Consider the following 17,879-nt stretch of genomic DNA (forward strand, 5'->3'; position numbering starts at 1 on the left):
GAATTTTTGCCGAGGGCGCGAAGCCAAAACGCCGCTGTACCGGGCGTACTGCAAGTTTTGGCGACAAAGCCCTCGGCGAAAAGGCCAAGCGAGGCGGCGCGAGGCATTGCACCCCGGGCTGCTAGCAAGGAACGATGATCGTCGACACCGGTCAGCGCGGATGCGACTCCGCGCTGCTCCAGGTCACGCGCCAGCTCAGAAGCCGCAAACCTCGTCGCAGGACTCGTCGACAATGTCGCCGCAGTTGGCGTCGACGATGCACTGATGACATGCCGCGTTGGTCCCCGCGTACAAGCTCGAGCACATCTCCTCGCCCAAGCCGCAGACCAGGAGTTTGTCGCAAAACTCCGCCTCGGTCGGGCCATCCCCGCCGTTGTTCTGGCAAGTCCCGACGTCTTCACCGGACTCTTTTTCACAGGTCTGGTCCGCCGCGCAATTGTCGTTGTTCAGACAACCATTTTCGCACACCCCAAGCACCGAGTCAGCGCAGTACTGACCTGCCTGACAGGTGATCGGCTCGCCCCCAAACATGCCACACGCGGTCTCTCCGTTGCCTCCGCCGTCTCCGTCGCCGCCGTCGCTGCCGTTGTCTCCGTCGCCGCCGTTGTCTCCGTCGCCGCCATTGTCTCCATCGCCGCTCGTCTCAGCGGAGCTGGACGAGCTGTCGTCGTCGCCTGAATCGCAGGCCGGGGTGAACGTGAGGGCGACCAGCGCGAGGCCGAGAGGGAGGGCAAATGAAGTTGCAGTACGCATCGCGGGGGGGACCCCTACATGACGCGTGATCGAGCTGTCAAGCGTGCCAAGGCGGCGCGTGACCTGGATGACATGGTCATCGAGGGCGCCCCCGATTCGACGACAAGCCCGCTCGGATCTCGGCGCTGCGGTAGTCGTCGGGGTGCGCGGCCAGGAAGGCCGCGATCGCAGCGGCCTCGTCGGCGTGGCGACCGAGCTGGCGCAGGGCCTCGATCCGACCGAGCTCGGCCTCGGGCGCGAGCTGCTTGGCGCCGCGCTCGAGGTAGAGCTCGTAGGCCTCGAGCGCGCCCTGGTGATCCCCGGTCGAGGCCAACAGATCTCCGAGGCGGACGGGCACGTTCACGGCCTCGGGGCTGTCGGGGTAGTGCTCGAGCAGCGCCCGGTACAAGCGCGCAGTCTCGGCGTGGTGGCCAGCCGCGCGCTCGTTTTGGGCCGACCTGGCCAGCTGCTTGGCGCTGGGGACCGGCTGCTTGGCGGGTGCGTCACCCCGCTCGGGGTCCTCGGCGAGCTCGGCGAGCTCGGCGAACTCGGCTTCGAGGACGGCTTCGAGATCCAGGAACTGGCCGGCCTCGAGCGAGAGCGTACGCTCGGCGAGGAGCTCGCGATCTCGACCGAGCACGACCAGCTGATGCTCGCCCGCGGCCAGCGAGAGCTGCGTGGCGTCGCGCACGAGCGCGTGGCCGTCGAGGCGCAGGGACAGCCCGGCGTGGCTCGGGACCCGCAGCTGCGTGGCGCCAGGCGAGGCGCGCAGGAGGCCCGCGAGGCCGGCGAGCTGCTCGAGGGCGGCCGGCGTGAGCTCGGTCGGGCCGGGCTCGTCGCTCGGGAGCGAGCCGCGCAAGCTCGTGCGCTGCCCGACCTCGAGCACGCGCGGCGAGGGATCGCGCAGCTCGACGCGGCCCTCGAGCACGGTGACCCACGCCCGGTCCTCGTGGAGCTCGACGGCGAACACGGTCCCGATCGCGGTCACGGCCCCGAGCTCGGTCTCGACCGTGAAGCGCTGGCCGGGGCCGAGGGGATCGAGGGCTGCGACCACGCGGCCCTCGACCAGACGGACCCGCCGCTCGCCCGCTCGCGCTGGCTGCCTCGGGGGCGAGAGCTCGACCTCGCCCTCGAAGCACACGACCGCGGTCGGCTCGGACCACGACACGCACGCCGGCTGCGTCAGCACGGCCCCGGGACCGACGGCGCTGCCGAGCGCCGGGCCGGCCTCGGTCCGCATGCTGACCACGCCGCTCAAATCGATCGGCGGCGCGGTCTCGACCGACGAAGCGGGGGAGGGCGAGGGCCGCAGCTCGTCGGGACGCTCGGGCTGATCGCTCGCGGGCTCATCACTCGTGACCCGAAGCTCGGACCCTTCGTCTGTCGACCGCGCGCCGAACCACAGCGCGAGCGCGGCAGCGGCCGCGAGGCTGGCCACGGCCGCGACCCGTGCCCAGGTTGGCCGTGAAGCCGCGCGTGAAGTCGCGCCCGGACGCGCCGTGGCAGCGCCCGCTCGCGGAGCTCGGTGGGCGGCGCCCGCTCGCGGAGCTCGGTGGGCAGCCAGGGCCGCGGCGCCGATCCGCTCGAGGGCCTCGGCCTCGGCCTCGGCGAGCCGCCCCTCGCTGTCCGCGTCGAGCTGCGCGAGCACGGCCCCCCACACTTCGCGCTCGCGCGCACACTCGGGGTGCGCGGCCTCGTGGCGCCGCACGAAGGCGCGCTCGTCCGCGGTCAGCGACTCGCCGACGACCTCGCGGTCGATCAACGCCTCCCAGCGCTGCGCGTCGTGTTCGTGTTCGTGCTCGCCGCTCATTGGGTGCTCCTCCTGACCGACGCGACGACCTCGCGCTGCCGGATCGACTGACGCAGCTGCCTCCGCGCCATCCGGAGTCGGTCCTTGACGGTGTTGCGCGAGGCGCCGGTCTGCGCGGCGATCTCCGCGACGCTGTGGCCGTGGGCGCGCAAGGTCAGCGCCTGCACGCGATCGTCGGACAGCTCGGTGACGAAGTTTTCGGCGATCTCGAGGACCTCGAGGACGTCCGCGGGGTCGGAGGTCCGAGCAGCCAGGGCCCCGCGGCCAGGGACCTGGTCGGGGTCGACCCGTTCGTCGATCAGGGCGAGGTGCCGGGCCTGACGTCGCTGCTGACGGAGAGTCGTGCGGATCGCAATGCGCTCGCACCAGCCGTCGAGCGAGCCCTCGCCCCGGTAGCCCCCGGCCGACCTCAAGATCTCGACGATCGAGTTTTGGGTCGCGTCGTCGGCGTCCGCGTCGGACCGAGTCAGCGATCGCGCCCGCGCGCGCACGCGAAGGATCACCCGCTTGACGACCGCGGCCTGGGCCTCGCGGTCTCCGGCCGCGGCGCGCTGCATCAGCTCGAGCTCCGCGCTGGCCCCGTCGCCAGCGGCGGCCCCCGCGTCGGCAGAGGGCTCACGCGACGCTCGGACCGGGGCGAGCGGCCGGGCGCGCGTGACCGCGCTCATTGAGCCCACACCGTGAGCGCAGTCTTCAACCCGAGACAGCACGTGCGCCACTGATGTGGCCCCGGACCCACCGAGCGGGTGGATAAAATCATGACCCTGCGCATCATGACCCCACGAGCCTATCAGCCCCGAGTAATTCGCCAGCCCTCGGCCCAGGTGCAAATTTTGACCCTCGCCCTGAACCTGCCTCAAACGCGCGCAGAGAGACCTTCAACACGGCTGCAATCGCCGCGCGAGCCTGGATCTGATCGGCCGGGTCCCGACCCACGCCGAGGTCGAGGCGAGTTCACCTCGAACCCCTGAGCTGAGAAGACCCATGACTTTCGATGCCGGCTATGAGCTGAGCTCGACCCACACCCGAGCACGCCGGCCGGGCTCCTGGATGACCCACTGGAATTGGCACACCACCTCGTCGTAAAAGCGCATCGCCAGCAAACGGCGACGCATCAGCGCGGTGGTGCTGAGGAACGCACCGCGGTAGGGCTCGAGCAGGTCCGCGTCGGGGTCGAAGGCGACCCCCTCCGGGACCTTGGTGACCAGCCGGATCTTGCGATCGGGGCGACCGAGGAGCTTCGTCCAGGGCTTCCCGCGCTCGAGCGCCCAATAGTGCGCAATGTCCAGGTTGTGGGCGAACGCCACGAGCGATCCGCTCACCGCCTCGTCGATCGTGGCGCCACGAAAGCTCGCAACCACGTCGCGCCCGCTCGACTTCGTCTGCACCTCGACCTTGCCGAGCCAGCTGCCCTCGATGCGCCGACGGATCCACGCGGGGTCGATCGCGGCCGCGTCGAAGTGAAGGCCAGGCTCGGGGCCGAGCGCCGGCGCGAGCATGGACAGCTCTGTTGAAGACCCGTGCGACCCCCCGAAGCAGCCGGCCCCGAGCAGCGCGCGCACGGTGTAGGCCGCCTCGTCCGCGCTGGCCGGTCGATCCGCGCGCAGGCTCCACGCCAGCAACTCGAAGCGCTCACGTTCCCAGCGCGGCCCGTTGATCCCTTGCTCGGGATCGATGAAGGGACTCGCCCACCCCATCAGCTGGGCGGCGAGCCGGTAGTGCTCGAAGAACCCCCACCTCCATACTGTCGGCGGCTGGTCCACCTCGAGCAGCTCGCTCCATGGATTGGGCTCACCCAGGATGTGGCAGGCGACGGCCAGCTCGTAGATGCTTACGTAGGCCCGGAGCAGGCCCTCGGTGCTGGCACGCTCCTGCGCGAGCTGTTGCTCCAATTGGTTCAGGAGGCCCCGGTCGGACAGCAGGTCGAGCCCGGGGGGGGCGGGCGAACGCGCCGAGGCGTACCGCCGTCGCCGTGGGGATGAGGCCCCTGTTGAAGTCCAGGCTGCCAAATTCGGCGTTAAAATCGGGCACAGGGTGCATCGCGCCGACGCTATCGCGCGGATCCGACCACGTCCAGCGTCCGCGCTACTCGAGCATGGCCCGGATCGTCCGCGGGTCCTGTACGTCCACGGTCGCGCGCGGGCGATGATCTCGAGCGGGCGCGGATCTCGATGACCCGAGTCACGTCGACTCGTGCGGCTGTCAGACCAGCCGAATCAACGTACTCGGACCCCTGGAAGCAGGCTCGGTTCTGGCCGGCGCTGGTCGTGCACCCGATCGCGCTCGTCCTGTGGGGGTTCTATCGCGGCGGCAGCAGGGTGGCCGCGGCGTCGCGGATCGCCGGGTCAGGATCGTGGCGGCACATCGAGATGAGCGGGGGGTCGAACTCCGCCCAGCCGCTCGAGTCGACCCCACCGACAAAGGGCATCGCATAGCACAGCGTCATACGCATGTCCGGGTCGGGGGAGCTGAAGTAGGGGAGGATGGCGTCGACCCACGCCGGCTCGCTCTCGCGGGGCGCGAGGGCGGCGAGCAAGAACAGGTGTTCGGTCTCCTCAGGGACCCGGCCGACGCTGGCGAAGTAGTCGAGCGCCCGGTCAGCGTGGCCGAGCTCTTCGCGAGCCGGGCCGCGGCGATCGGGGTCGACGGCGGCGAGGTCCACGTGGCCCCCGCGGGCCGCCCGGTCACGACGGTCGACGAGGCCGGGGTCACGATCCCCGAGCTGTCTTGACCGGGCCGAGGTCGGCGATCCGCCGGGCGATCAGCCAGTCTTCGAGCGCGTCGGCGGCCGGGGCCTGGTCGGGCAGGCCCGAGCGCTCCAGGGCGAGGTCGAGGCGCGCGAAGGCCCGGTCGAGCAGCGCGGGGATCTTGGCCGCCCAGGCCGGGGGCAGGACGCCGCGCTCGGCCTCGCGCTTGACCTCGATCAGCTCCGGGACCTCGTCGAAGCCGTAGCGCTGCCACAGCGCCGAGAGATCCGGGACGACCTCACCGGTCTCGAGCAGGTGGGCCCCGGTCAGGGTCGTGCGCAGGACGTAGAGCACCTTCTTGGCCGTGGGCGCGCCCTTGTCCGCGGCCCTGTCCACGGCCTTGCGCTGGCTGTGGGCGAAGCCGCGGTAGTGGGCGTGGCTGCGCTTGGACAGGTTGCGGCGGACGAGCTCGCGGAGCTCGTCGAGGCCCTCGCCCGCGTGGAGCGGGGCCGGGTCGAGGATCCGCTCGAGCATGTTGCCGTTGCCCTTGATCAGCCCGCTGACGGCCTGGCCGAGCTCGTTGACGGTCAAGTCGACCTCGACCTCGCCGACGAATTCCTGACGGTCGACGGCGCCGGGCTGCGGGCCCAGGCCCAGGAGCGCGCGGGTCGGAGCGATCCACACGCCCTTGAGATCGAGGTCGCTGTCGCGCGAGGCGAAGCCATAGGCGTGGGCCCCACACAACGACACGACCAGGGTCTCGCGCTTGGCGAGCTCCTCGGCGAGCACAGCGTCGGCGACCTCGCGCTGGGCCGCGGTCATCGCGTCGCTCATCGGCGGCTCCGCGTCCGGGTCCGGACCCCAGCGAGGCCGGCAAAGGTGAAGATCAGCAGGCCCGGGGCCCAGGGCTCGCCGTCGACGGTGCACCCGCAGCCGGGCTTGCTCGACGCGGGCTTGGCGGCTTGCTTGGCGCCCTCGGGCGCGGCGGCCTCGGGCGCGCTGTCGGGCCCCGGCTTGGCGGCGGACGGCTGGTAGTCGGCGACCCCGAGCTCCTTCAGCAGGTGCTCGGCGCCCTCGACCTCGTCGAGCATCCAGTAGAGGTAGCGAGCGTCGGAGATCACGTTGCGCGACTGGATCGCCCGCCACGCGTAGTCGCCGGCCACGTTCTCCCACACGCGATCGAAGTTGAACCCGACCAGGCGGCCCTTCGCGTCGATCACGGGCGAGCCGGAGTTGCCCCCGGTCGTGTCGCCGTCGGCCAGAAAGGCGACCGGAACGTCGCCGAGCTCCGGGTCGATCCAGCGGCTCTGGCTCGCCGACTTGGCCTTGGCGAGGACCGCGTCGGGCAGATCGAACTCGCCCGCGTCCTTGTGCTTGGCCACGGCCCCGGTCAGCACGGTCTGGGCGACCTGCTGCTCGTCGTTCCACTTGGCGTAGCCCTGGACCGTGGCGTAGGACAGGCGCAGGGTCCCGTTGGCGTCGGAGTAGAGCGTGCGCCCGCGAAGCTCGGCGATCCGCTCGAAGTAGCTGGGCGCGAGCTCGAGCAGGCGACCGCGCTCGGCGTCCTTGACCTGTCCGAGCTCGCGCAGATCTCCGAGCAGGGCCCGCGCGAGCTTCAGCATCGGGTCCTTGCTGGCCGCGACTCGCTTGGGGTCTTCGAACATCTTGGCGAGCGCCTCGGGGTTGGCGAGCGCCGAGCCCTCGAGCGCGGCCCTGGCCGCGGCGAGGTAGGGCTCGGGCGGACCGGCGACGCCGTCGCGCCGGGTCGGCATGCCGCCTTGGCCCTTGGCCGCGCCCAGGATCGCGTCGAAGCCGGCGATCCGCTGGTCCTCGTCGAGCATGTCGGCGTAGGCCAGGAACGAGGCCAGGAGCTCGACGTCGACCTGCGCGTCGTGGTCCTTGGTCAATTGCTGGAGCCGGTTCCAGACCCGGTCGTGGTCGCGGTCGCGGTAGCCGGACTTGCGCTCGAGGTCGGGCTTGGCCCGCTCCTGGGCCCAGGTCGCCAGAGCCCGGGCGATGACCAGGCTGCGCGGGGCGTAGCGGAGGTTGTCGAGCAAGAAGGCCCGCGAGGCGCGCTGGCGCCGGGCCGCGCTGATCGCCGCGAGCCCCTCGAGCGTGGCCTTGGCCTCATCGCTGTGGCTCGAGAGCCGCTCGTCTTCGGCGAGGCGCGTGGCCACGAAATTGAGCCGGTCGAGCCCGGCGATCTTGCCGGCCGCGTTCTTGTGGCGGTTGGCGAGGCTCTTCTTGAACGCCGCGACCTTGATCCCGACGGCCTCGTCGCGCTGCCCGGCGGCCTCGAGGAGCTCGATCCACTCGCCGTAGATCCCCACGCGCATCGGCAGCCACTGCTCGTGGTGACGCTCGAGCTCCGCGGCCCACAGGTAGCGCTCGGTCTTGCCCGGGTAGCCGAGGATCGCAACGAAGTCGTCGGGGCTGACGCCCTCGGTCGAGGGCTCGAGCCACTGCGCGGGGGCGTAGGCGACGTTGTCGGGGGCGTGGGCCGCCGGCTGGCCGTCGGGCCCGGCGTAGGCGCGCAGCAGGGCGAAGTCGCCCGTGTGCCGCGGCCACATCCAGTTGTCGGTCTCGCCCCCGTACTCGCCGATCGCCGAGGGCGGGGCGTAGACCAGGCGCAGGTCGCGAAGCTCGACGTACTCGTGGAGCTCGAACTCGGAGTGGTTGAAGAACGACGCGACCCGGCAGTGGCGAAATTCGGCCGCGGCCTCGCACGCGTCGACGAGCTCGTTGCGGGCCTGGTCGTAGGCCTTGGCCCGGGCGACATCGTCTTCGATCCCGTCGAGCTTGGCCCGGATCGCCTCGCTGACGTCGGTGATGCTGCGAAGGATCCGGACCGAGCGGCCCTCGGCCGGGAGCTCCTCGGCCCGGGTCTCGGCCAGGAAGCCGTCCTTCAAGTAGTCGTGCTCGACGGTCGAGTTGGCCTGCAGCGCCCCGTAGGCGCAGTGGTGGTTGGTCGCGATCAGGCCCTCGGCGCTGATGAACGCGGCCGAGCAGCCGCCGATGTTGACCGAGGCCCGCATCAGGCCGCCCGTGCGCTCGTCGCCGGCGGGGTCCCACAGCGCCTTGGCGTCGAGCTCGAGGCCGGCTTCCGCGGCCCGCGGGTGGATCTGCGCGATCTGGCTGGGCTTCCACTGGCCCTCGGTCGCGACCGCGGTCTGCGTGGACAGCAAGATCGGCGCGCACAGGCAGGCGAGACACAGCGGGACCGAGAGGCGGCGCGACATGGGCGTGAGTCTCGCCAAGGCCCGCGCGACACGCAACAGCCCGGCCTCGATGCGGCTGTGTCCGACGGCCATGGCATCCTCGGCAACTCCTTCGAGGGGCCCACGAAACCCGGGACGAAGCCCGGGTTCGCGCGGCTAGCAGCCCGGGGTGCAATGCCTCGTGTCGCCTCGCGCCGGAATGTTCGCCGAGGGCGCGAAGCCAAAACGCCGCTGTACCGGGCGTACTGCAAGTTTTGGCGACAAAGCCATCGGCGAAAAGGCCAAGCGAGGCGGCGCGAGGCATTGCACCCCGGGCTGCTAGGGGCTCTCTGGACCGCCGTGCAGCTCGCGGTGAAGATCGTGATCGACGACCGCGCGCGAGATCGACAGCTGCTCGGCCGCGGCCTCGGCCAGCGCGTCGCACTCGCTGCGCGGGCGGCTGCCGCCGTCGGGGAACTCGAAGCAGCCGCCCTCGCGCGGGATCCCCTCGCCGCCCGCGACGTACATCCGACCGACCTGACCCTCGCTCACGGGTCCGAACGCGGAGCCGTCGGGGTAGGCGGCGAAGCCCGCGGGGTCCATGCCCGGGATCAGCGGCTGGCCGACGAAGCCCCGCGGACGCGGGACCCCGAGGGCGTGGAGCAGGGTCGGCGCGATGTCGATGTGGCCGCCGGTCATGGCCACGCGACCAAAGGCCGGGCGGGCGCTTGGGGGCACGCGCACGAACAAGGGCACCCGCTCGAGCCGATGAAACAAGGCCGGATCCCAGCCGCGCGCGCCCGCGAGCTCGATGACCTCGGGGTAGGCGTCGAGCTCGAAGCGGGCGTCGTGATCGCCGTAGAGCGCGACGACCGTGTGGTCGAGGAGCCCGGCCTCGTCGAGCGAGGCGAGCAGCGCGGCGAGCGAGCGATCGAAGTAGTGCATGGCCTCGAGGTAGTTGCCGACCCGGGTGCCCTCGAGCGCGCCGAGCTCGAGGCCGTCGAGGTTGGCCGGGAACTCGTCGTAGGGGTGGTGGAGCGACAAGGTGATCAAAAACGCGAACCACGGCTGCGGCAGGGCCTCGAGCTCGGCCATGATCCGCTCGAAGAAGAGCCCGTCCGACAGCCCCCAGCCGACCTCCTGCCCGGGCCCGAGCTCGCGGCGAAACACCGAGCGCTCGAAGCCGTAGCGCGGGTGGAGCACGGCCCGGTTCCAGAACCCGCGCTTGTAGGGGTGAGCCGAGAGGGTCGCGTAGCCGCGCTCTTCGAGGACGTGGGCGAGGGTCACGAAGTGGTTGTCGGCGCGCAAGAAGCAGATCGCGCCCTCGCCGAGCGGGTGCTGGGAGTTGAGCACGGCGTACTCGGCGTCGGAGGTCTTGCCCTGGCTGGTCTGATCGATGATGTGGGGGTACCAGTCGGCCTCGGCGCGCATCTGGTTGAGCAGGGGGGTGATCTCCTGGCCCTCGACCTCGAGGCCGATCACCCAGGTCTGGGCGGCCTCGACCTGGATCAGCAGGAGGTTGTGGCCCTCGGCCTCGGCGCCCGGACCGGCCTCGGGCGCGGCCTCGGCCTCGGCCTCGGCGACCGCGAGCGCGCGCGCGTCGAACCACGCGTGGATCCGGGCGAGCTCGTCGGCGCTCGGTCGGCCCCGGCGACCGCGCTCGCGCAGGGTCCGGGCGAGGTCGAAGAGGTGCGCGTTGAGGTAGCCGAAGCGCCCGACCATCGCCTGCTCGGAGAACACCCGGGTCCCGAGGCTGCCGCCGAGCGCGGTCCCGAGCCGGACCATCGCCGGGCTCGCCAGCGCGAGGCAGACCCCGACGGCCGGCAGCTGGGCGCGAAGGCGTGACCCCAGCCGGGCGAGCGCGGCTCGCCAGCCCGGGCCCGAGGCGGGCTGCGCGGCCTTCGTCTTGGCCGAGGGGGGCCACAGCGCCGCGGCGATCAGGCCCGCGATCGGGACGACCGCGAGCCAGATCCAGTCGCCCTCGAGCTCGGCGAGCGCGCTGTCGCTGACCTCGCCGAGGTGGTGCGAGGCCGTCAAGGCGACGACCGGGACGATGCTGCCGAAGTAGTGCATGTAGACCAGATCGGCGGCGGCGAGGGCCGCCAGGCCAAGCACCAGCGAGGCGGCGAGCCAGGCCCGCGGCCGACCCCGGGCCAGAGCTGGCGCGGCGACGAAGACCCACGCGCCCGAGGCCGCGAGCGCGCTCGCCCGCCGCCACGGCTCGATGCCCGAGAGATCGTGAAAGGCCAGGGTCAGCGACCAGATCCCGAGGCCCGCCCACACCAGCGGCAGCTGCTCGACCCACGCCCGCCCGCGCGCGGAGCTCGGCGGCCGCAGGCGGACCACGAGCGCGGCGCCGATCGTCGCCAGGCCCAGGGCCACGGCGAGCGCGGCCGCGAGCCAGCGAGCGCGCACGGGCTCGAGCGCGGCCGGGCTCCAGCTCGCGCGGCCGAGCTCGGCCGGCGGTCCGTACCAGCGCTCGTGCTCGCGCACGAGCTCCCACTGGAGCCGGTAGCTGCCCGGTCGGCTCGGCCCGCGGATCTTGGCCGACACGGTCACGCGCTCGCCGGGGGCGACCGGCTCGGCGAAGCCCGTGCGCAGGCCGTCGTAGTCGACGACCTCGCCCGCGGCGTCGAGCCAGTGATAGGCGAGGTGATCGCCGCTCGCCTCGGACCACGGCTGCGTGCCGAGGTTCTCGAGCTCGACCTCGACCCGCTCGCTGCGGTTGACCCAGACTCGCTTGGGCGGCGAGCCGCGCACGAGCCCCCAGGCCAGGCGCGGGCCCCTGACCTCGACCTCGCGCCGGGCCTGGCGATCGCGCGGCTCCGGGTACCAGCGCTGGCCCTCGCGGACCAGGCCCCAGATCAGCTCGTAGCGACCGGGCGCTTCGGGCGGCGCGACCCGGGCGTCGAGCTCGACGAGCTCGCCGGGCTCGACGAGCGCGGGCAGCTCGACCCGCGGCCCGTCGATCAGCGCGCCGCCTTCGAGCGGCCGCCAGCGGTAGCCGAGGCGATCCTCGACGGCCCAAGCTTCGCTGCCCGCGTTGCGCACGACCACGCGCACGCGCTGCTCGCCCTCATCAATAGCGAGCGCCCTCGGGGTCTGGTCCTCGACCAGATCCCACTGGATCGGATCGGGCTCGACCCAGGCGCACGCCAACTTGGACGGACGCTTCGGCGGGCCGTACCAGCGCACCTGCTCGCGCACGGGCTCGAGCTCGAGGCAGGCGCGCTGGAGCTCGGGCCCGCGGTTGTTGGGCGGGCGCACGCGCAGCGCCACGCCGACCTCGGCGCCGGGCTCGACGACCTCCGCGTAGCTCGTGCGCTGGCCCTCGCCGACGAGCAGCTCGCCCTCGTCCGACCACCAGTGATAGGCGAGGGCGTCGCCTTGCTTCGGATCCCAGGGGATCTCGCCGCGGTTGAGCACGCGCGCCTCGACCACGGCCTCGACCCCCGCCGACAGCCGCGCGGGCAGCTCGAGCGCGCGCGGCTCCCAGGCGAACTCGCCGACCCCGACCTCGACCGCGTGAGACACCGGCCCGCCCTCGGGCGGCGGGAACCACCGCACCTGCTCGCGGACCATCGCCCACTCGAGCTGGTAGCGGCCGGGCTCGTCGGGCGGGCGGACCCGCGCCGAGATCGTGAGCGCCTCGCCGCTCTCGACGATCCCGGGCAGCTGCGTGCGCAGCCCGTCGCGGATCAGCAGCTCGCCCGACTCGCTGCGCCAGTGATAGGACAGGCGATCGCCGAGGCGCGGGACCCAGGCCTGAGCGCCGAGGTTGCGGATCGTGACCTCGACCTCCGCGTCGAGCCCGACCCACAGCTGCGCCGGGGTCTCGTGGGCATCGAGCGCCCAGCCGTACTGCCCGGCGTGGACCCGGCCCGGCGCGAGGATCAGCGCGAGCGCGAGCACGACGAGCGCGAGCAGGCCGAGCTGCGGCTCACGGCTTCGCGTCGTCTTCGTCTTCGTCCTCGACCTCGTCATCGACCGGGGCTTCGCTCGCGCTGGCTGCGTCCGACTCGTCATCCGCGGCGGCGCTCGGCGCCCGCTCGGAGGCCGCGTCGTCCTCGTCCTCTCGGGCTTTGTCCTCGCCCTCGGCCGCGAGCGCGCCTGCGTCGGACGCGGTCTCCGCCTCCGGCTCGGTGGTCGGCTTGGCGTCGGTCGGGGCCCCGGGCTCGGGCTCGGGCTTCTCGGGCTCGCCCTTCTCCTTCTCGGGCTTCTTCTTGCCCTCCTCGCCCGGCTTCTTCTTGCCCTTCTTCTTGCCCTTCTTCTTTTTCTTCAGCTCGAGCGGCAGCGGGCTCGCCGTGACCCCGAGCCCGGCGGGGACGTGGGCGGGCAGGCGCGGATCGTCGCCAACATCGAGCAGCGAGGGGTTGAACAGCAGCCACGAGCCCATGAGCACGACGACCGCGCTCAGCTCGACCCCAACGATGATGTTGTACATCAGCGAGTCGCTGTCGTTGAGCTTGAAGTAGAAGAAGTCGAAGCCAGCCGAGAAGAACAGCAGCACGCCCATGATCAGCATGAAGCGGTTGCTGAGCAGCTTGCGGTCGACGAGGAACAAGATCGCGACCACGCCATAGTAGTAGCGCGTCGCAACCGCGAGCAGGAAGAAGCCGAACACCCCAAACAGCGCCGCGAAGCTGATCGTGTCGAGCCGACGCACGGAGGTCACGACCGGCGCGAACAGCAGCGCGACCGCGGCCCAGTAGTAGCTCTCGCGGGCGACGAAGTTGGCCTGCTTGGTCCCGAAGTCGTTCGAGGTCATCTTGCCGTCGAGCATGAACAGGTGCTTGAACCCGACCCGGAACGAGGCCGAGCGGGCGTTGTGGACCTTCATGTTGGCGTACCAGGTCCGCCAGTTGTCGAACCCGCCGTCCATCCCGATCAGGCTGACCACGAAGCACAGCGCGAGCCCGCCCGCGTAGTAGCCGACGAACTTCCAGTGCTCCTCGCGGATCTGCCGGGTCACGAGCACGTCGCTGGCGATCTTGAGCCCGACCCCGACCGCGAAGATCGCCGGGAACACCCGGACCATCGTCGCCCACGCGAACATCGCGCCCGCCAGCCCCCACTTGTCCTTCTTGAGCGCCGAGAACCCTATTAACAGGGTTGCGATGTAGTCGAAGCGCAAGATCGACCCGCCCATGTGGGTGAAGCGGTTGGGGAAGAACACACAGAAGAAGATCGCCGTGATCGCGGCCTTGCGGACCCCGAAGGCCCAGCCGACGAACCCAAAGGCGATCATCATCAAGATCGGATCGATCTTCGCGAGGCGCTTGAGGCTGTCGAGGTTGACGTCGATCGGGTTGACGAGCAGCTTGCAGACCGTGGCGTAAAAGGGCGTGCCGTTGAAGCCCTTGTCCTTGAACAAGATCCGCCACTGCCGCTTGCTCGACCAGGTCCCGAACTCGTCGAGGTCGTGGCGGAACTCCTCGAGCCGCTCGGGGGTGAAGCGCTCCTTGCAGTCGTTGCCGGCGATGTGCTCGTCGCGGGGGACGAATTTTCGCGTGCGAAGGTCACGGATCTTTTGGGTCGCGCGGAAGTGGTGGGGGCCCTCGCTGTCGATCGCGTAGGCGCACTTGTAGAGATCGAAGTACCCGAGCTCCTTGTGATACTTGACCCCGATCACCGTGTGGAAGGCGTCCCAGCGGTGGACGTAGACCCCGTTGTTGCGGGTCCCGTAGAAGTAGTTGATCGACGCACACAGCGCGATGACGACCAGCCCGGCCGAGATCACCCGGTTGGCCCAGCTCACGACCTGCTTGTCGTCGAGCTTCTTCATCAGGTCTGGGGCCACGGCCTCGAGCACCTTCGGGCGGTTGCGGAGACTCCGCCAGATCAGCGCCCCGACCAGCACGGCGACCATCAACAGCGCGATGTCGAGCTGGTTGTCGTAGGTCTGGGCGCGGTCGGCGAAGCGACCGAGCATGTTGTCGATCGCCGACGGCTCCTTGGGCGGCGCGAGCCACAGCAGTCCAAGCAGGCCTTGCATGGCGCGACAGTGCCACACTCTCGGGGGTCTTGGCACAGCCCCTCGGAGGCGAGGTAGGTTGTCCGGGTGTCTGCCGACCCCGAGGTCGTCGTCATCGGCGCGGGGCCCAACGGCCTCGCCGCTGCCTGTGTCCTGGCCCGGGCGGGGCTCTCGGTCCTCGTCGTCGAGGCCCACCCCGACCGAGCCGGGGGCGCGCTGGCCTCGGACGAGGCCACGCTGCCGGGCTTCGTCCACGACGTCGGCGCGGCGTTTTTCCCCTTCGCCCAGGCCAGCCCGGCCTTTCGTGATCTGGCCCTCGACGAGCACGGCCTGCGCTGGACCTTCGCCCCGATCGAGAGCGCCCACCCGGCACCCGACGGCACGACCGCCGTGCTCGCCCGGGACCTCGACCTGATCGAGCGCAATTTCGGCTCGCCCGAGGACGGGGCCCGCATGCGCCAGGTCTGCGAGTGGCACCGCAAGATCGAGCCCGACCTGATCCCGGCGATGCTCGAGACCTTCCCGGCGATCCGCCCGGCCCTCGGCCTCCTGCCCCTGGCGATCGTTCGGCTCGCCGCGACCTTCATGCGCAGCGGCGCGGGCCTGTCGAGGTCGTGGTTTCGCTCGGAGCCGGCCCGGCGGGTGATCCCCGGGCTCGCGCTGCACACCGACGTCGGCCCCGACGACACCTTCGGCGCGGGGATCGGCTACATGCTCGCGGTCATGGCCACGACCGGGGGCTACGGCGTGCCCGAGGGCGGGGCCGGGGCGATCACGGCGGCGATGGTCCGCAAGCTCGAGCATCACGGCGGGCGCGTGCGGCTCGGCGCCCGGGTCGAGTCGATCGTCGTACGCGAGCGACGGGCGGTCGCGGTCGTGCTCGCAGGCGGCGAGGAGCTCCGCGCGAGCAAGGCGATCGTCAGCGACACCTCCGCGCCCGCGCTGCTCGGCCGCCTCGTCGACGCCAAGCACCTGCCCGGGCGGATCGTCCGCAAGATGCAGGCCTTCCCGATCGGCTGGGGGACCTTCAAGCTCGACTGGGCCCTCGACGGCCCGGTCCCGTGGGCCTGCGCCCACGCCCGCGAGGCCGCGGTCGTCCACGCGGGCGACAGCCTCGAAGATCTGCGCGCGTTCACCAGCGAGGTCCGCGGCGGCGCCCTCCCGAGCAACCCCTACCTCGTCATCGGGCAGCAGAGCCTGTCCGACCCGACCCGGGCGCCGAGCGGCCAGCACACCTTGTGGGCCTACTCGCGGGTGCCCAACCGCGCGCCCGGGGGCGACTGGGCCGCGATCAAAGAGCAGTTCGCCGACGCCGTCGACGCCCGGATCGAGGGCCTCGCGCCGGGCTTTCGCGCGCGCATCCGCGGGCGGCGGGCCGTGTCCCCCGACGACCTCGAGCGCATGGACGCGAACCTGATCGGCGGAGATCTGGGCGGGGGCTCCAACGCCTGGCACCGCCAGCTCGTGTTCCGGCCGGTGTTTCCGTGGTTTCGCTACCGCATGCCCGTGCGCGGGCTGTACCTCGGCTCGTCCTATGCCCACCCGGGCGCTGGGGTCCACGGGATGTGTGGATACAACGCCGCGCGCATGGTCCTGCGGGATCTGTGACGGACAGCCCCGGACACTGCGCCAAACTCCACGCTTTGTGTTTCGCGAGCGGCACCCTCGCCTCGCGGTTTTACCGGTCGAGCTTCGCAGGCTGGCGGGGTACCTCGGCGTCGCGGCTGGGACGTGTCTGGGACGGCGGGCAGCCCCTCTTGCCGGGCCGTCGTGTTGCAACCTGTGGCTCCGCCGCAGTCACGGGAGGGACGAAGCGCCCAGTGGTTCGGGGCGGGGTCACCCATCACCAAGAGCAGAGCGCAAAACAGGCCGCAGGAGGTCCGAGTTCGGAGTATCGCCGTACGAAAAGCACCTTCGACGCGCAGCCGACCGACCTGGTGGTGTTGCACCAAGAGCCTTTTGCACCCCAGATGGAGAGGCGACGCTCCGAACTCGGACCTCCTGCGGCCATGCGCGGGCCCCAACGGCCACGACCCAGCCTCATCAACGACTCCGAGGTGCCCGCCGCGAAACCCGGATCGGTCTAGCAGCCGCCAGCGCTTGTGGCGCGAAGCCCTCCGGACCCTGTTGGAAATCATTTCGGTGGACTGTGGTTCAATCGCGCCGTGCGGCTCCGACGCATCGCGCCAGGCCTCGTGGGCCTCGGCCTCGCAGCGATCGTGTTGTGGCGCGGCGGCGCGGCGCTCGAGGCCAACGCCGAGAGCCAGGAGAGCTTCGCCGTGATCGTCGAGCAGCCGACGCGGGTCGTGGCCCTGGCCGAAGCCGGGGCCACCGCGCCCGAGCAGCTGACCTGGCGCGGCCAGCTGCGACCCGCGGACGAGCGCGACAGGATCGAGCTGCGCATCGACGGCGAGCTGGTCGAGGGCCGCGGCGACGGGCCCCGCGGTGAGATCGAGCTGCCGCTGATCGGGCTCGCGGGCGCGCCCGGCTGGCACTTCGTCGAGGTCGGGATCGAGCGCCGCGGGGACCGACGCGAGCGCGTCGTCGACCCGGTCCTCGTCGGGCGCTTCGGCGCCACCGACACTCACGAGACCAAACCCTGCGGGGCCACCTTCACCGCCTCGCCCGCGCTCGTGCGTGGCCTCGTCCTCCCGATCCTCGAGCGGAAGGTCCTCCCAGCCCTGCGCGCCAACGAGCACATGGGCCCCGACACCCAGATCAACAAGGCCGAGCTCGAGCTGCGCGACGACGTGGTCCGCTTCGAGCTCGAGATCGAGGGCGTCAACACCCTCGCGGTCAGCGGGGTCGTGGCCGTCGCGATCCTCGACGAGCGCGAGCTCTACGCCGAGCTCGTGACCCTCGGCGAGGTCGACTTCCGCGGCGCGCTGCGCAACAAGGCCCGAGGCATCGGCGCGGGCGCGGGCGGGCTCGTCGGCGGCTTGATCAGCGGACCGCTGGCCCCCGTCGGCGCCGCGGCGGGCTACTACCTCGCCGACAAGCTCGTGACCGACAAGGCCCGGGAGCTCGTCCGCGAGCAGATCGACGAGGGCCTCGCACAGCTCACGGGCGTCGAGCTGCTGCCAACGCAGGTCGAGCTCGTCCCCGGCCAGCCGAGCTCGCGCGTCGCCCTTGGCTTTTGCGATCGCACGGGCGTGCGCGCGACCGGGATCGTCGCCGGCCTCTGGCTCGAGCCCGCCGCGCCCGAAGCTGGCCCCAACACCCGCTTCGAGCTCGGCGTCCCCGGCCCCCTGATCACCGGCGCGACCCCGACGATCGAGCCCCTCGCCAGCGATGAAGATCTCCGCGTCGAGCTCAGCATCGACGTCGTCAACGCGCTGCTGACCGAGTGGACCGCCAACGGCCTCCTCGCCGAGCTGATCGGCGAGCGCCGGGCCCTCGACCACGCCAACGAGCAGCTCGAAGCCTGGACCCCCCTGCGCCTGCGAGCCCTCACCCCCACGCGCCCGCCGACGGGGGAC

At 71.5% G+C, this 17,879-nt stretch carries 12 protein-coding genes; 3 read left to right on the plus strand and 9 right to left on the minus strand.

Features of this window, described 5'->3' with window-relative positions; all coding sequences use genetic code 11:
* Positions 1-195: 195 nt before the first annotated feature.
* The 5 genes from ENSA5_RS37065 to ENSA5_RS05430 form a co-directional block, all read right to left on the minus strand.
* Complete coding sequence (locus tag ENSA5_RS37065; RefSeq protein ID WP_106390486.1) at positions 196-753, minus strand: hypothetical protein; 558 nt, start codon at positions 751-753, stop codon at positions 196-198.
* Between the two features lie 76 nt (positions 754-829).
* Positions 830-2,542, minus strand: a complete 1,713-nt coding sequence (locus ENSA5_RS05415; protein WP_106390488.1) for a FecR domain-containing protein — start codon at positions 2,540-2,542, stop codon at positions 830-832.
* Positions 2,539-3,210 carry an RNA polymerase sigma factor gene (locus tag ENSA5_RS05420; protein WP_106390489.1) on the minus strand — a complete coding sequence of 224 codons (672 nt, stop codon included), beginning with the start codon at positions 3,208-3,210 and terminating at the stop codon, positions 2,539-2,541. Before ENSA5_RS05420 ends, ENSA5_RS05415 begins: the two co-directional genes overlap by 4 nt.
* Positions 3,211-3,543: 333 nt before the next feature.
* The gene (locus ENSA5_RS05425) at positions 3,544-4,434 is read right to left on the minus strand and encodes a hypothetical protein (RefSeq protein ID WP_106390491.1); all 891 of its coding nucleotides are present in this window, start codon (positions 4,432-4,434) and stop codon (positions 3,544-3,546) included.
* Between the two features lie 407 nt (positions 4,435-4,841).
* Positions 4,842-5,078: a HEAT repeat domain-containing protein gene (locus tag ENSA5_RS05430; RefSeq protein WP_146155353.1), complete on the minus strand. Its 237-nt coding sequence runs from the start codon at positions 5,076-5,078 to the stop codon at positions 4,842-4,844.
* 6 nt (positions 5,079-5,084) lie between these two features.
* On the opposite strand from ENSA5_RS05430, the gene ENSA5_RS35615 reads away from it, so the two are divergent.
* Entirely contained in the window at positions 5,085-5,273 is a 189-nt protein-coding gene (locus ENSA5_RS35615; RefSeq protein WP_146155354.1) for a hypothetical protein, read from the plus strand.
* Here ENSA5_RS35615 and ENSA5_RS05435 read toward each other — a convergent pair.
* The 4 genes from ENSA5_RS05435 to ENSA5_RS05450 all read right to left on the minus strand — a co-directional run bounded on the left by ENSA5_RS05435 (position 5,251) and on the right by ENSA5_RS05450 (position 14,421).
* Positions 5,251-6,063 (minus strand): nucleotidyltransferase domain-containing protein, encoded by an 813-nt coding sequence (locus tag ENSA5_RS05435; protein ID WP_106390495.1) that lies wholly within the window; start codon positions 6,061-6,063, stop codon positions 5,251-5,253. The genes ENSA5_RS35615 and ENSA5_RS05435 overlap by 23 nt on opposite strands.
* Positions 6,060-8,468 carry a S46 family peptidase gene (locus ENSA5_RS05440; protein ID WP_181197400.1) on the minus strand — a complete coding sequence of 803 codons (2,409 nt, stop codon included), beginning with the start codon at positions 8,466-8,468 and terminating at the stop codon, positions 6,060-6,062. Before ENSA5_RS05440 ends, ENSA5_RS05435 begins: the two co-directional genes overlap by 4 nt.
* Positions 8,469-8,765: 297 nt before the next feature.
* A complete protein-coding gene (locus tag ENSA5_RS05445; RefSeq protein WP_106390498.1) occupies positions 8,766-12,410 on the minus strand; it encodes a sulfatase-like hydrolase/transferase in 3,645 nt (1,214 codons plus the stop codon).
* Positions 12,367-14,421: a hypothetical protein gene (locus tag ENSA5_RS05450; RefSeq protein ID WP_106390500.1), complete on the minus strand. Its 2,055-nt coding sequence runs from the start codon at positions 14,419-14,421 to the stop codon at positions 12,367-12,369. Before ENSA5_RS05450 ends, ENSA5_RS05445 begins: the two co-directional genes overlap by 44 nt.
* Before the next feature lie 66 nt (positions 14,422-14,487).
* Here ENSA5_RS05450 and ENSA5_RS05455 point away from each other — a divergent pair, with 66 nt between their 5' ends.
* Together ENSA5_RS05455 and ENSA5_RS05460 are read left to right on the plus strand one after the other, a co-directional pair.
* Positions 14,488-16,008 (plus strand): phytoene desaturase family protein, encoded by a 1,521-nt coding sequence (locus tag ENSA5_RS05455; RefSeq protein WP_106390502.1) that lies wholly within the window; start codon positions 14,488-14,490, stop codon positions 16,006-16,008.
* A gap of 557 nt (positions 16,009-16,565) precedes the next feature.
* A partial coding sequence (locus ENSA5_RS05460) for a hypothetical protein (protein ID WP_146155355.1) occupies positions 16,566-17,879 on the plus strand: 1,314 nt, incomplete at its 3' end.

This window comes from Enhygromyxa salina (genome assembly GCF_002994615.1).
GTDB lineage: Bacteria > Myxococcota_A > Polyangia > Nannocystales > Nannocystaceae > Plesiocystis > Plesiocystis salina_A.